This is a genomic window from Actinoplanes sp. NPDC019969, assembly GCF_055562375.1.
In genome coordinates this window covers 114852-127686 of sequence record NZ_JBVHFK010000003.1, presented here as the reverse complement: position 1 = coordinate 127686, position 12835 = coordinate 114852, and the positions used below count along the sequence as shown (strand labels likewise).

The 12835-nt window shown below is 70.7% G+C and carries 11 protein-coding genes and 1 riboswitch; of the genes, 3 read left to right on the top strand and 8 right to left on the bottom strand.

The features are described 5' to 3' along the window. Nucleotides 1–6: 6 nt before the first annotated feature. Genes ACZ3II_RS10705 through ACZ3II_RS10695 form a run of 3 tightly spaced genes read right to left on the bottom strand, consistent with a single transcriptional unit; the run spans nucleotide 7 to nucleotide 2431 of the window. Entirely contained in the window at nucleotides 7–882 is an 876-nt protein-coding gene (locus ACZ3II_RS10705) for an amidohydrolase family protein (protein ID WP_465517383.1), read from the bottom strand. Then, nucleotides 882–1250 carry an STAS domain-containing protein gene (locus ACZ3II_RS10700; protein WP_465517382.1) on the bottom strand — a complete coding sequence of 123 codons (369 nt, stop codon included), beginning with the start codon at nucleotides 1248–1250 and terminating at the stop codon, nucleotides 882–884. The genes ACZ3II_RS10705 and ACZ3II_RS10700 overlap by 1 nt, the downstream gene beginning before the upstream one ends. After that, nucleotides 1250–2431: a PP2C family protein-serine/threonine phosphatase gene (locus ACZ3II_RS10695; RefSeq protein WP_465517381.1), complete on the bottom strand. Its 1182-nt coding sequence runs from the start codon at nucleotides 2429–2431 to the stop codon at nucleotides 1250–1252. Before ACZ3II_RS10695 ends, ACZ3II_RS10700 begins: the two co-directional genes overlap by 1 nt. An 80-nt stretch (nucleotides 2432–2511) precedes the next feature. On the opposite strand from ACZ3II_RS10695, the gene ACZ3II_RS10690 reads away from it, so the two are divergent. Then, on the top strand, nucleotides 2512–3585 hold the full coding sequence (locus tag ACZ3II_RS10690) for an aldose epimerase family protein (RefSeq protein ID WP_465517380.1): 1074 nt from the start codon (nucleotides 2512–2514) through the stop codon (nucleotides 3583–3585). 255 nt (nucleotides 3586–3840) lie between these two features. Further along, nucleotides 3841–4278 (top strand): hypothetical protein, encoded by a 438-nt coding sequence (locus ACZ3II_RS10685; RefSeq protein WP_465517379.1) that lies wholly within the window; start codon nucleotides 3841–3843, stop codon nucleotides 4276–4278. A gap of 153 nt (nucleotides 4279–4431) precedes the next feature. Here the strand turns inward: ACZ3II_RS10685 and ACZ3II_RS10680 are convergent, their stop codons facing one another. From ACZ3II_RS10680 to ACZ3II_RS10665, 4 genes are read right to left on the bottom strand one after another with little or no spacing between them, the layout of a single operon-like run. Next, nucleotides 4432–6321, bottom strand: a complete 1890-nt coding sequence (locus ACZ3II_RS10680; RefSeq protein WP_465517378.1) for a hypothetical protein — start codon at nucleotides 6319–6321, stop codon at nucleotides 4432–4434. Next, the gene (locus tag ACZ3II_RS10675; RefSeq protein WP_465517377.1) at nucleotides 6306–7070 is read right to left on the bottom strand and encodes an ABC transporter ATP-binding protein; all 765 of its coding nucleotides are present in this window, start codon (nucleotides 7068–7070) and stop codon (nucleotides 6306–6308) included. The genes ACZ3II_RS10680 and ACZ3II_RS10675 overlap by 16 nt, the downstream gene beginning before the upstream one ends. Before the next feature lie 38 nt (nucleotides 7071–7108). Then, nucleotides 7109–8104 carry a ribonucleotide-diphosphate reductase subunit beta gene (locus ACZ3II_RS10670; protein ID WP_465517376.1) on the bottom strand — a complete coding sequence of 332 codons (996 nt, stop codon included), beginning with the start codon at nucleotides 8102–8104 and terminating at the stop codon, nucleotides 7109–7111. Then, nucleotides 8104–10473: a ribonucleoside-diphosphate reductase subunit alpha gene (locus ACZ3II_RS10665; protein ID WP_465517375.1), complete on the bottom strand. Its 2370-nt coding sequence runs from the start codon at nucleotides 10471–10473 to the stop codon at nucleotides 8104–8106. Before ACZ3II_RS10665 ends, ACZ3II_RS10670 begins: the two co-directional genes overlap by 1 nt. A 122-nt stretch (nucleotides 10474–10595) precedes the next feature. After that, nucleotides 10596–10804: riboswitch (cobalamin riboswitch) on the bottom strand. Between the two features lie 61 nt (nucleotides 10805–10865). Between ACZ3II_RS10665 and ACZ3II_RS10660 the strand changes: the two genes are divergently transcribed. Beyond that, complete coding sequence (locus tag ACZ3II_RS10660) at nucleotides 10866–11873, top strand: enoyl-CoA hydratase/isomerase family protein (protein WP_465517374.1); 1008 nt, start codon at nucleotides 10866–10868, stop codon at nucleotides 11871–11873. 55 nt (nucleotides 11874–11928) lie between these two features. On the opposite strand, the gene ACZ3II_RS10655 is transcribed toward ACZ3II_RS10660, so the two are convergent. Then, on the bottom strand, nucleotides 11929–12768 hold the full coding sequence (locus ACZ3II_RS10655) for a hypothetical protein (RefSeq protein ID WP_465517373.1): 840 nt from the start codon (nucleotides 12766–12768) through the stop codon (nucleotides 11929–11931). Between the last annotated feature and the right edge of the window lie 67 nt (nucleotides 12769–12835).

Genomic DNA, 12835 nt, shown 5'->3' with positions numbered 1-12835 from the left:
GTGAGTCTAGGCGAGAAGGCGCCGCGGATTGGCGCCGAAGAGGGCGGCGGGGAACCGGGCCGGGTCGAGCGGCTGCGCGTACGGCCGGTCGGAACCGTGCACGACCGTGCTCTCCCCGACGACCCTGATCAGGGCTTCGATGGCGTCCGGACCGTAGGACGAGGTCTCGTAGAACACGTTCGGGTCGGGCGTGCCGAGGGCGCCACCGCGGGCGGCGAGGCGTTCGTGGTGCAGCGGGGCGAGCCCGGCCAGCGCGACGAACCCGATCCGCAGCGACGGGTGCAGCGTGCGGCCGGCGACGTGCCAGGCGGCCCACGAGCGGTGCATCTGGGCGACGTACGGGACGACGGCCGCCCACCAGTCCGGCAGCGCGCCCTCTGCGGGCAGCGCCGGCCCGGGGTGCACGAGCAGTGGCTTCCCGGCCCGTTCCAGGACGGTGAGCAGCGGTGACAGCCGTTCGATGGCGGCCGGGTCACCGAGTGCGGTGGCCGGCAGTTGCAGGCCGGCGATCCGGTCCCGGGTCAGCACCCGGCCCAGGGCGTCCGGGTCGGGATCGGTCACCGATGCGGCCGCCCAGATGTGGAAGAAGTCCGGCAGGGCGAGGGCGCTGCGGTGCCAGGTGTCGATCAGCGCGGCTCCGCCCGTACCCCGCAAGTGTTCGATCCCGAGCGGGCTGGACAGGGAGAGAAGGACGCGCCCGGTGCCCTCGCTGATCTCCCGGTCGCGCCGCCGCACGGCGTCGTGCGCCGCGGGATCCACCGGGTACGGGTTCTCCCCGGGCAGGTACAGCGTCCAGTCCCGCAGGTAGGGGAAGGTGTCGCGGGCCCGCAGCGCCTCGACCAGCGCCGGTGGCCAGAGATGCTGGTGGCAGTCGATCCGCATCAGCCGTCCGCCGCGGCGAGCGCCGCGTCGACGGCCCCGGTGGCGGCCGGGTGCAGCCGTAGCAGGCGGTCCAGGCTGGTGGCCAGGATGACCGTCGTGACCAGCGGCTGGGCCCCGCCGAGCCACAGCCCGCCGTCCAGCGCCCCGGTCCGGCGGTGCAGGTCGACGAAGAGGCTGAGGCCGCTGGAGTCGCAGAACTCGAGCCCGGTCAGGTCGAGGACGAGCAGGTGGCGGCCTTTCCCGAGGGCGTCGTCGGCGGCGGCGGCGAGGACCTCCCGGTTGTCCCGGTCGATCTCACCGGCGACGGACAGCACCGCGACACGTTCGCCCACCGTCCTCGTGGTGACCGTGAGGGTATGGTCCGTCATCACCTGGTCGAATCCTCTCGCACCGTCTGTTCCGCCCACGGGACAGTATTCGATACGGCGGAGGCGGACCACTGGACCAGCAGCAGTGTGGCGTCGTCGGCGGGCGGGCCATCCTGGTGCTCGAGGACGGCCCGGGCGAGGCGGCGCAGCGTCTCCGGGGCGGGCAGGCCGGCGGATTCGTGTCTCTGGGCCAGGCCGACGAGGCGGGACAGGCCGAACCGGCTGCCGTCGGTGGCGCGGGCCTCGGTGACGCCGTCGGTGTAGAACAGCAGCCGGTCGTCCGGTTCCAGGGTCTCCTCGGTGATCTCGGCGTCGTCCTCGATCCCGAGGGGCAGCCGCCTGCCGCCGGCGAGTTCCCGGACCATCGTGCCGCCGCGCAGCAGCAGCGGGGCCGGATGGCCGGCGTTGAGGTAGCGCAGGCGGCCGGTCTCCAGGTCGAGTTCGGCGAGGACCGCGGTGGCGAACCGGCTGTCCGGGAACTGTTCCAGCAGGGCGGCGTCGGCGGCCCGGGCCTGCTCGGCGAGGCCGCCCCCGGCGCGGCGGACCGCGCGGACCGCGGACAGCGCGACGGCACAGACCAGGCCGGCGCGCAGCCCGTGCCCGACCGCGTCCAGGATCAGCAGACCGGCCGTGGTGTCGTCGTGGGCGTAGTCGAAGCCGTCGCCGCCGACCTCGTAGCAGGGCTGCAGGACGGCGCTGGTGACGACCCGGTCGGTGCACGAGGTCAGCGGCGGCAGCAGCCGGAACAGCAGCTCGGAGGCGGGCGACATGGGCCGGGTGCGGCGGGTGGACTCGATCAGGTCGCCCCGTTCGGTGACGGTGGCGATCAGATGACCGACCAGGCCGGCGATCATCTCGCAGCGCGCCACGGCGGGGATGGCCGGGAAGAACTCCATGACGCCGAGCCGGTCGGTGCCGTCCACCATCGGAACCCACAGCCGGTCGCCGTCCACCCGGCTGGTCACGAGGGTGAAGGCCGGTGAGTCGTCGACCGGCAGGATCCGGCCGGTGTCCGGGAGGGTCCGCAACGCCGCCTGCTCGTGGTCGATCAGCCAGATCCGCACCTGGACGCCGAGACCGGCGAGGGCGGCGTTGACGCTGCGCGGGATGTCTTCCGGGGTCCAGACATGTGAGCGGTTCAAAATTTTGCGTACCGCGTCGAACCATTCCGAATCGCTCATACGAGCCAGCCTAGACCCAGCGCTCGGGATCACCCGGAGTCACTGACAGGCCCCGGCGGGTGGTTTGAGACCATGCCGCCATGACGAGTATCGACAAGGCACCGTTCGGCGAGCTGGCCGACGGCACGGTGATCGAGAAATGGACGCTGACCAATGCGAACGGCATGTCGGTGTCGATCCTCACGTGGGGCGCGACCATCCAGTCCGTGCTGGTCCCGGACGCCGCCGGGGTGCTCGGCAACGTGACGCTCGGGTTCGCCGACCTGGCCGGTTACACCGATCCCGCGTACCTGGCCGGGAATCCGTTCTTCGGCGCGACCGTCGGCCGGTACGCGAACCGGATCGCGAACGGCGCCTTCACCCTCGACGGCGAGACCTACAAACTGTCGCAGAACGAGGGGCAGACCACCCTGCACGGCGGTTCGCACGGTTTCGACCAGCGGGTCTGGACGGCCACCGCTGTCGACGGCGGGGTGCGGATGGCGTACAACTCCGCCGACGGCGAGCAGGGCTTCCCCGGCGCGGTGCACGCCAGCGTGACGTTCACCCTCAACGGCGACTGCCTGCGGCTGGACTACCAGGCCACCACCGACCGGCCGACCGTGCTGGCGATGACGAACCACGCGTACTGGAATCTGTCCGGCGAGGGCAGCGGCACCATCGAGAGCCACCTGCTGCACATCGAGGCCGAGCACTACACCCCGGTCGACGCGACGCTGATCCCGACCGGTGAGGTCGCCCCGGTGGCGGGTACCCCGTTCGACTTCCGGTCCCCGCAGCCGATCGGTTCCCGGCTGCGTGACGATCACCCGCAGCTCACCATCGGCCGCGGTTACGACCACAACTACGTGCTGTCCGGCGAGGCCGGTGACGACGAGCTGCGCCTGGCCGCGATCGTCGACGACCCGGCGTCCGGCCGCCGCCTCACCATCGAGACCTCCGAGCCGGGCCTGCAGTTCTACGCCGGCAACTTCCTCGACGGCAAGTTCCGCGGCGCCACCGGCCGGCAGTACCGGCAGGGCGACGCGTTCGCGCTGGAGACCCAGCACTTCCCGGACAGCCCGAACCAACCGGACTTCCCGTCGACGGTCCTGCGCCCCGGCGACACCTACACCTCCACGACGACGCACACCTTCACGGTGCGGTCCGCCTGACGCTTGCGGTGGGCCGCTTCCGGGCGGCCCACCGAACCCTTGCTCCGCGCCGCACCGGAGACAGATCCCGGCCGGGTCCGTGGCTGGACCGGGCCTCGGACAATCCGGTTGAGGCGATGATCGTCGGCTGGGACAGTGTCCCGTCGACGTGACCAGACGGGGAGAGCAACGGTGCAGATCAGGCAGCACAGGCCGACGGATTCCGGAGAACGCGGACGCCACGGCGGTGTGTTCCGGGCCGCATTGGCCGGTGTGATGTTCGCCGCGACGACGGCCGCCTGCGGGGCCCCGGCCGGCCCGGCGCCGGTACCCGCCGCGTCACCGTCGGCCGGCTACCAGCCCGCCGCCTACCGGGCGGACCTGGAGGCGCAGCTCGGCCGGCCCCTCACCGACGCGGACTTCGCCGAACTGGAAGCCCTCAGCCGCGCCACGTGCGCGTGGGAGACACGGCAGTTCGAGTCGTGGGTGGCGGTGAAGTCCGACAGCGGCGACCTGAACTCGCTGTACCTGGCAGTCCGCCACGTCTGCGCCGGCCGCCTGCCCGACATCGGCGCCACCCTGCAGAAGATCACCGAATCGCAGCGGACATGCATCCTCCCCGGCATGGACGAGGACAGCATCGCCCGGCAGGTGAAGGAGCGCCCGGCCCAGTCCGCGCTGACCTGCATCGCCATCAGCGCACCCCCGCCCTGACCTCCCCAGCCGTCGCCCACCCCGGCTACCGCAGCCCCATGGCCCGCCTGAACGACGGCCGACAAACCGTAGCGCGCGTCGGCCGTCGCCCAGACCGGCTACGGACGACCCATAACCGGTCTGGACGACGGCCGGCGATCTGTGGGCGGGGAGTCACACCTTCTCGAGGACGCGGTCGGGCTCGGGCGTGGACGGGGTGCGGCTGTGGCGGATCGGGACGAGGATGCCGATGGTGAGCATCGCGGCGCCGAGCGCGATGAACGCCACCGCCGCCGGGATGCGCCACGGGTCGGACAGGTACAGGGCGGCGAACCACACCCGCGCCGTACTGTCGTTGAAGATCATGAAGAGTGGGATCAAGCCCTGCGGGATCAGCGGGATCCAGCACAGCGTCCACATCAGGGTGACCAGCGCCGACTGGCCCTTGGGAAGTTTCGTGGCGTTCGCCTGGCGCTTCGAGACGGTGACCGCGACCGTGCCGCCGCCGCGCATCGCGGCCAGCAGTTCCGGGCCGGTGGCGCGCAGGCGGCGACCGGCCTGACGACCGCCCCAGACGGTGAGCCAGGCGCCGGTGGCGAGACCGACGGCGACCGCCGACCAGGTGACGAGCGGCTGGTCGTAGCGGGTGCCGAGCCACGCGACCACGGCGGCCGGCGCCGCGGTGAGGATGGTCAGCAGCAGGGTCACGATGAGCTGGCCGAAGATCTGCCCGGCTTCGAGGGGGTTGCCGCTGCGGCGTTTGGGTTCCAGGACGGGGACGAGCGCGTACACCGAGACCAGCACGATGAGGCCGGCGCCGCCGCCGATCATCGCGGCGAGCAGGGACAGCGCCCACGGCCAGGTCTGCGCGTCGCCGCCGGCGATGGTGCCGGCCACGGTGAGCAGGATGCCGACCGGGGCAACCTGGATGAGCCAGGCGAGCTGCCGGCCGCGGATCTCGGCGCGTTCGCCGCCGGGGTTGACCAGGCTGAGCCACAGGGCGGTGCCGTCGAGGCCGAACAGGTTCGCCGAGGTGGCGGCGGCCATCGACACGACGATCAGGCCGGTCCACGGCAGCATCCCCCACCAGCCGGCGATCACCGGGACGAGGGTGTACAGGGTGCCGAAGAACAGGGCGTAGAAGAACAGGTGCGTCCGCATCAGGTCGCGTGACCAGGTGCGCAGTTCTTTCGCGGCGACGGTGCCGGTGGCCCCGCGGGCGGCGAGCCGGTCCAGCAGCGAACCGGACACGCCGCTGCCTTTCGGCGCCCACTGGGACGCGCGGGTGGTGATCCGCCGGACCAGCAGCCGTGCCCAGAGCGCGAGCACCCCGGCGATCAGCGCGACGAGGCCGAGGAGGAGGCCCAGGACCGGCGCCCAGTCGCCGCGCCCGGCCGCGACGACCGCGTTGAGGCCCCACGACGAGGGCAGCCAGTGCAGCACGGTGGTGAAGCGCGGCGGGAACCCGTACGTCAGAAGCTCTGATTGTGCCGCCGCCCAGATCAGCACCCAGGACTGGTTGAGCAGCACGGCCATGCCGGCGTTGATCAGCGCGGCCAGGATCGCGCCGAACCGGGACCGCACCGCCACCGCGAGCAGCCCGACGACCAGGCGGGACAGGGCGAGGACGAAGACGAGTTGGAGTACGGCGGCAGCCACCGACACCAGGACGGCGGCCGTTCCGAGGCTCGCGGCGTGGGCGGTCAGTGCCGTGAACGCGATCAGGCTGACCAGCGGCGCGATCCCGACCGATCCGGCGATGAGCAGGCCGAACGCGAGCCGCAGCGGCCGTAGTGGCAGCAGTGCGAAGTGCTCGGGCCGCAGGCTGTCGTCGCCGCCGGTGTAGACCGGGCCGAGGATCCAGCCGAACATCCAGCAGGCCAGCAGGATCGCGAGCAGGTCGTCCCGAACGATCTCGGGGGCGAGGTCGCTCGCGGCGAGCACGACGGTGCCGATGGCGAGCAGCAGCCCGGCGACCCCACCGGTGATCATGTTGGCGGCGCGGGCGCCGGTGAGCGAGTGGGCAAGCACCCGCAGGCGCATGGCGATCAGTACGCGAGCCACGACGGCGCCTTCCGGACGGCGTCCGCGGCGCCGACGAGTTCGACGAACCGGTCCTCCAGGCTGCCGCCGGCCCGTACCTCGGCGAGGGTGCCCGCGGCCACGACCCGGCCGGTGTCGATCACGGCGACGTGGTCGCAGAGCTGTTCGACCAGGGCCATCACGTGGCTGGACAGCACGACCGAGCCGCCGGCGGCGACGAACGTCTGCAGGATGCCGCGGATGGTCAGCGCGGACACCGGGTCGACGGCCTCGAACGGCTCGTCGAGGATCAGCAGGCGCGGGCCGTGCAGCAGCGCGGTGGCCAGGCCGATCTTCTTGCGCATGCCGGTGGAGTAGTCGTTGACCAGGGTGCGTTCGGCGTCGAGCAGGTCCAGGACGTCGAGCAGCTCCGCGGCCCGGGCGGCCGCGGTGACCTGGTCGAGGCCGCGCAGCCGGCCCAGGTGGACCAGCATCTCCCGGCCGGTGAGCCGTTCCGGCAGGGCGAGCCCGTCGGGCAGCACCCCGGCCAGGGCACGTGCCTCGATGGGGTCGGCCCACACGTCGACGCCGAAGATCCGGGCGTGCCCGGCGTCGGGTCGCAGCAGGCCGACCGCCATCGACAGGGAGGTGGTCTTGCCGGCGCCGTTGGGCCCGACGAGTCCGTAGAAGGACCCGGCGGGCACCGACAGCGTCACGTCGTGGACCGCGGTCTTGGGGCCGAACCGTTTGACGAGCCCGACGAGCTCCAGCGCGATGTCCGATGTGGTCACTCGTGGATCTTAGTCGGGCGGCGGCGTCCCGGTGACCCTCAGAAGTCGTCGTCGAAGCTGACGCTTCCGGTCACGCCGACCTGGTACGCCGAGACCCGCCGCTCGAAGAAGTTCGACAGTTCCTGGACGTCCTGCAGCTCCATGAACGCGAACGGGTTGCCGCTGCCGTAGATCGGGGCGATCCCGAGCGCCTGCAACCGCCGGTCGGCGACGTGCTGCAGGTATTCGCGCATGTCCGCCAGGGACATTCCGGAGACGCCCTGTTCGAGCAGGTCCTCGGCGAACTGCACCTCGCATTCGACGGCCTCGGCCAGCATGTCGCGGACCTGCTGTTCCATCGTGTCGTCGAACAGGTCCGGCTCCTCGGCGCGCACCTGGTCGACGACGTCGAACGCGAACGCCATGTGCATGCTCTCGTCCCGGAACACCCAGTTGGTGCCGGACGCGAGCCCCTGCAGCACGCCGCGGGAGCGCAGGAAGTAGACGTACGCGAACGCGCCGTAGAAGAACAGTCCCTCGATGCAGGCCGCGAAGCAGATCACGTTGAGCAGGAACGCCCGCCGGTGCTCCTTGGTCTCCAGCTTGCGCAGGTCGAAGACCGAGTCGATCCACTTGAAGCAGAACTCGGCCTTGCGGGCGATCGACGGGATGTTCTCGACGGCGGCGAAAGCGGCGGTCCGCTCGGCGAGATCGGGGACGTAGGTGTCGAGCAGGTTCAGATAGAACTGGACGTGCACGGCCTCCTCGAACAGCTGCCGGGACAGGTAGAGCCGGCCCTCCGGGGAGTTGACGTGCTGGTACAGGTTGAGGACCAGGTTGTTCGCGACGATGGTGTCGCCGGTGGCGAAGAACGCGACCAGCCGCGACACCAGATGCTGTTCGGCGGGCGACAGACGAGCGAGGTCGGCGAGGTCGCCGTGCAGGTCGACCTCCTCGACGGTCCAGGTGTTCTTGATGGCGTCCTTGAAACGGTCGAAGAAGTGCGGGTACTTCATCGGCCGCAGGGTCAGGTCCATTCCGGGGTCGAGCAGCATTACTGGCAGGCCTCACACGATTCGGGGTTTTCCAGGGAGCAGGCTTCGGCCGGGGTGAGCGCCGGAATCAGCGCCGGGGCCACCGACACGGTCGCCTGCTGAATGCGCGTCGCCGGCCGCGAGCGCAGGTAGTAACTGGTCTTCAGGCCGGACTTCCAGGCGTACAGATACATCGAGGAGAGTTTGTTGATGGTCGGGGCGGCCAGGAACAGGTTCAGCGACTGCGACTGGTCGATGAACGGCGCCCGGGCGGCGGCGAGATCGATCAGCGCGCGCTGCGGCAGTTCCCACGCGGTGCGGAACAGTTCCTTGACGTCGGCGGGCAGTTCGGCGATCGCCTGGACCGAGCCCTCGGCCCGTTTGATCTGCTCGCGAACGGCGGCGGTCCACAGGCCACGGGACTTGAGCTCCCGTACCAGATAGGTGTTGATCTGCAGGAACTCGCCCGACATCGTCTCCCGTTTGAAGAGGTTGGAGACCTGCGGTTCGACGCATTCGTAGCAGCCGGCGATGGACGCGATCGTGGCCGTCGGCGCGATCGCGATCAGCAGCGAATTCCGCAGCCCGTGCTGTTTCACCGCGGCGCGAACCGCATTCCAGCGCGCATTCTGCGTCAGGTCGGCGCCCCACAGGTCGGCGTGCAGGTCACCCTTGGCGGCCCGGGTTTCGGGGTACGCCGGATGCGCGCCGAACGTCGCCGCGAGTTGCGCCGACTGTTCCAGCGCGGTCAGGAAGATCTCCTCCTGGACCCGTGTCGACAGCTCCTTCGCCGCCGCCGAGTCGAACGGCAGCCGCAGCGTGAAGAACGCGTCCTGCAGGCCCATCAGGCCCAGGCCGACCGGCCGCCAGCGCGGGTTGGACTTCGCCGCCTGCTGCGACGGGTAGTAGTTGATGTCGATGACCCGGTCCAGGTAGACCACGGCCGTGCGGACGGTGTCCCGCAGCTTCGCCCAGTCGACCCCGTCGGCGGTGACGTGCGCGCCCAGGTTGATCGACCCGAGGTTGCAGACCGCCGTCTCGTCGTCGCTGTTCACCTCGAGGATCTCGGTGCACAGGTTGGACAGGTGGATGACGTTGCCCGGTTCGCCGGTCTGGTTCGACAGCGCGTTGGACCGGTCCTTGAAGGTCATCCAGCCGTTGCCGGTCTGCGCCAGGGTGCGCATCATCCGCCCGTACAGATCCCGGGCCTTGACGGTTCTGACCGCCTTCTTCTCGGCCGCCCGGTAGGCCTCGTCGAAGGCCGCGCCGAACAGGTCGGGCAGTTCCGGGGCGTCCGACGGGTCGATCAGCGACCAGTCGGCGTCGGCCTCGACCCGGCGCATGAACTCGTCCGGAATCCAGTTCGCCAGGTTCAGATTGTGGGTACGCCGCGATTCCTCACCGGTGTTGTCGCGCAGTTCCAGGAACTCCTCGACGTCCGGGTGCCACGGCTCCAGATAGACGCACGCCGCGCCTTTGCGCCGGCCGCCCTGATTGACCGCCGCCACCCCGGCGTCGAGGGTTTTCAGGAACGGGACGATGCCGTTCGACTTGCCGTTCGTGCCGCGGATCAGCGCGCCCCGGCCCCGGACCCGCGACCAGGCGATGCCGATGCCGCCGGAGAACTTCGACAGTTTCGCGACCTGGTGATAGCGCTCGTAGATGGAGTCGAGCTCGTCCTTCGGCGAATCGACCAGGAAGCACGACGACATCTGGGTGTGCCGGGTGCCGGAGTTGAACAGGGTCGGTGAGCTGGGAAGATAGGCCAGCGACGACATCAGCCGGTAGAAGCCGACCGCCTCCGCGACGCCCGTCGACAGGCCGCACGCGACACGCAGCAGCCAGTACTGCGGCGTCTCCACGACCAGCCGGGTCTCCGGGTGCCGCAGCAGGTACCGGTCGGCGACGGTCCGCAGTCCGAAGTACTCGAACCGCAGGTCACCGGACGGGTCCACGGCGTCGTCGAGTTCGCCCGCGTGCGCCGCCACGAACGCCGCCGTCTCGTCGCCGATCAGCCCCAGCCCGTGCGCGTACCGGATCGACTGGCTGAACGACTCCACACCCTGACCACGGACTTCTTCGCCGACGTACGCCGTGAGCAGCCGCGCCGCGAGCTTCGAGTACTGCGGCTCCTCGCCGATCAGCTCCGCCGCCGTCTGGATCGACAGCTTGTCCATCTCTTCGGTGGTCGCGCCGTCGTACAGGCCGCTGATCGTCTTCGTCGCCACCCGCAGCGGGTCGACCTCGTCCAGGTCGGCGACCCACCGCTCGACCGCTGTGACGATCTTGTTGACGTCGACCGCTTCCAGGTCGCCGTTTCTCTTGCGCACCTGCATCGCATGCCGCCGTTGTTCCGGCACGCCGGTGATCTTCTCCGGTGTGAGCGTCATGCCCTCTCCTCGCGAGCTCCAGGACGCGCGAGGGCGGACACCATCCGGCCCGCGGGCACGGCGGCCACGCGGACACGATCGGCGTCGGCCGTCCCACGCGGCCTTCGACCGCCGCACACCGGCCGGTGTGCGGCGCGCTGGCAGGTCTTCGGACTCGTGGGCGTCGTACGCATGCCTACTGGCCGTCGCTTCCCAGGCTCGCGAGCCCAGTGCTTCATGACGGCGGTCGTTCCCACTCACCGCTGCGGGGCAGTCCCGGTTTCCCACCGGGTTCCCTGTTGCCTCGGCCGAGTCTGGGAAGACCGGCCGAACCAGCTGCGGGAGACACCATATATGGACGGCTGGGAAAAACCGCAACCCAACATGGTGTGTCTGATCTCTAAGATGACGCGGTGACCCCACCACCCGTGCTCGCTGATGTGACCGGCCGTCTCGGCCATCTGACCCTCAACCGGCCCGCCGCGATCAACGCGCTCACCCTGGAGATGGTGGAGATCATCGGCCGGGCCCTCGACGCGTGGGCCTCCGACCCCGCGATCACGACGGTGCTGATCAGCGGGGCCGGGGAGCGCGGGCTGTGCGCCGGCGGCGACCTGCGGTCGATGCACGCCGACGCGGTCTCCGGCGGCACCGGGACGCTGGATTTCTTCGCCACCGAGTACCGGCTGAACGCCACCATCGCCGCATACCCGAAACCGATCGTCGCGTTCATGGACGGCCTGGTGATGGGCGGCGGCATCGGGGTGTCCGCGCACGCCGCGATCCGGGTCGTCACCGAGCGGTCCCGGCTGGCCATGCCCGAGACCGGCATCGGCCTGCACCCCGACGTCGGCGGGTCGTGGCTGCTGTCGCATGCCCCCGGCGAGATCGGCACCCATCTGGCGCTGACCGGCACGGCCATCGGCGCCACCGACGCGATCGCCGCCGGTCTCGCCGACCACCACGTCCCGGCCGCGCGGCTGCCCGCGTTGCAACGCGGGTTGCGGGACGGCGATCCGGCCGCCGCCGTGGCCGCCGTCGCCACCGCCCCGGCGACCGGCGACCTGGACGGCGCCCGCTCGTGGATCGACTCCTGTTACACCGGGGACGACGTCGCCGCGATCGTCGACCGGCTCGCCGCCCACCCGTCGCCCGCCGCACAGGCCGCCGCCAAGGAGATCGGCACCAAGTCGCCGACGTCCCTGGTCGTCACCCTCCGGTCGCTGCGGACGGCCGCCGGGCTGCCCGGGCTGCGGGCGGCGCTCGACCAGGAGTACCGGCTGTCGGCCGCGCTGCTACGGCTGCCGGACCTGGCCGAGGGGATCCGCGCCCAGATCATCGACAAGGACCGCCGGCCGCGCTGGAACCCGGCCACCCTCGCCGAGGTCTCCCCCGCCGTGGTGGACGCCTGCTTCTCCTGACAGCGCCGAATGGCTCCGGTCCATGGACCGGAGCCATTCGCTGGGATCGCCCGTGTTACTCGACGAAGACCTTCACCGAGTCGGCGAGGCCGTCGTTGCGGTTGATGCCGACGAAGAACTCGCCGCCGATGTGGGTGACGTCCTCGATCTCGTCGACCAGGTCGTTACCCGGGACGCCGATGTCGCTCTCCACGTCGCCGCCGGACCAGTTGTACTGGTAGACCCAGTTCCAGCCGGTCTGGGCCGACGAGGTGTTGATCGACTTGGTGTTCCAGATGTAGTTCTCCGAGCAGTCGATGCCCTGGTCGGAGCGGTTGTCGTGGCTGGTGATGCTGCTGTTCACCAGCGTCCAGCCGCTGGTCAGCGCCCCGGACCCGGCGTGCGTCCACAGGCTGCCGAGCCGCCGGGCGGCGTACTTGCCGGCGCCGCCGGCCGCCGTCGCGCTGTAGCAGAGGCCGCTGATGTTCATCGGCAGCGTCACCTCGGAGACGGCGCCGATGGCCCCGGCCGAGCTCAGCTTGATGATCGTCACCTGGTTGCTCAGGAACGCCGACTGGCTGCCCTGGGTGGCGATCAGCGCCGGGCCGCCGCCCAGGTAGTTCGCGTGGTACGCCAGGTCGTTGCCGTGCCCGAGCGCCGGGATGGAGGTCGGCGCGCCGGCGCAGATCCAGCTGGCGCCGTCCCACGCCGTGCCGTCCCGGGTCCACCGCGACAGCACCGGCTCCGCGCCCGCCGCCTTGGTGAACACGATGTAGAGCGCCCCGCCCGGCCCGGCCACCATGCCCTGCATGACCGTGCGGCCGGCCTTGCACGCGCTGCTGTTCGGAATGTTCAGCCGCTCCGCCCCGCTCCGGTTCGTGGCCGCCGAGGCCGCCGCCGCCGGAGCGATCGCCATCCCCAGAGAAAGCGCGAGAACGGACGCGATGCTGGATAGTCTCTTCACTTCGATGTCTCTCCTCCTC

What these genes read in the sequence shown, in the direction of transcription:
- ACZ3II_RS10705 (WP_465517383.1), bottom strand. Translation starts at nt 882, where the DNA reads ATGCGGATCGACTGCCACCAGCATCTCTGGCCACCGGCGCTGGTCGAG.
- ACZ3II_RS10700 (WP_465517382.1), bottom strand. Translation starts at nt 1,250, where the DNA reads ATGACGGACCATACCCTCACGGTCACCACGAGGACGGTGGGCGAACGT.
- ACZ3II_RS10695 (WP_465517381.1), bottom strand. Translation starts at nt 2,431, where the DNA reads ATGAGCGATTCGGAATGGTTCGACGCGGTACGCAAAATTTTGAACCGC.
- ACZ3II_RS10690 (WP_465517380.1), top strand. Translation starts at nt 2,512, where the DNA reads ATGACGAGTATCGACAAGGCACCGTTCGGCGAGCTGGCCGACGGCACG.
- ACZ3II_RS10685 (WP_465517379.1), top strand. Translation starts at nt 3,841, where the DNA reads ATGTTCGCCGCGACGACGGCCGCCTGCGGGGCCCCGGCCGGCCCGGCG.
- ACZ3II_RS10670 (WP_465517376.1), bottom strand. Translation starts at nt 8,104, where the DNA reads ATGCTGCTCGACCCCGGAATGGACCTGACCCTGCGGCCGATGAAGTAC.
- ACZ3II_RS10665 (WP_465517375.1), bottom strand. Translation starts at nt 10,473, where the DNA reads ATGACGCTCACACCGGAGAAGATCACCGGCGTGCCGGAACAACGGCGG.
- ACZ3II_RS10655 (WP_465517373.1), bottom strand. Translation starts at nt 12,768, where the DNA reads ATGGCGATCGCTCCGGCGGCGGCGGCCTCGGCGGCCACGAACCGGAGC.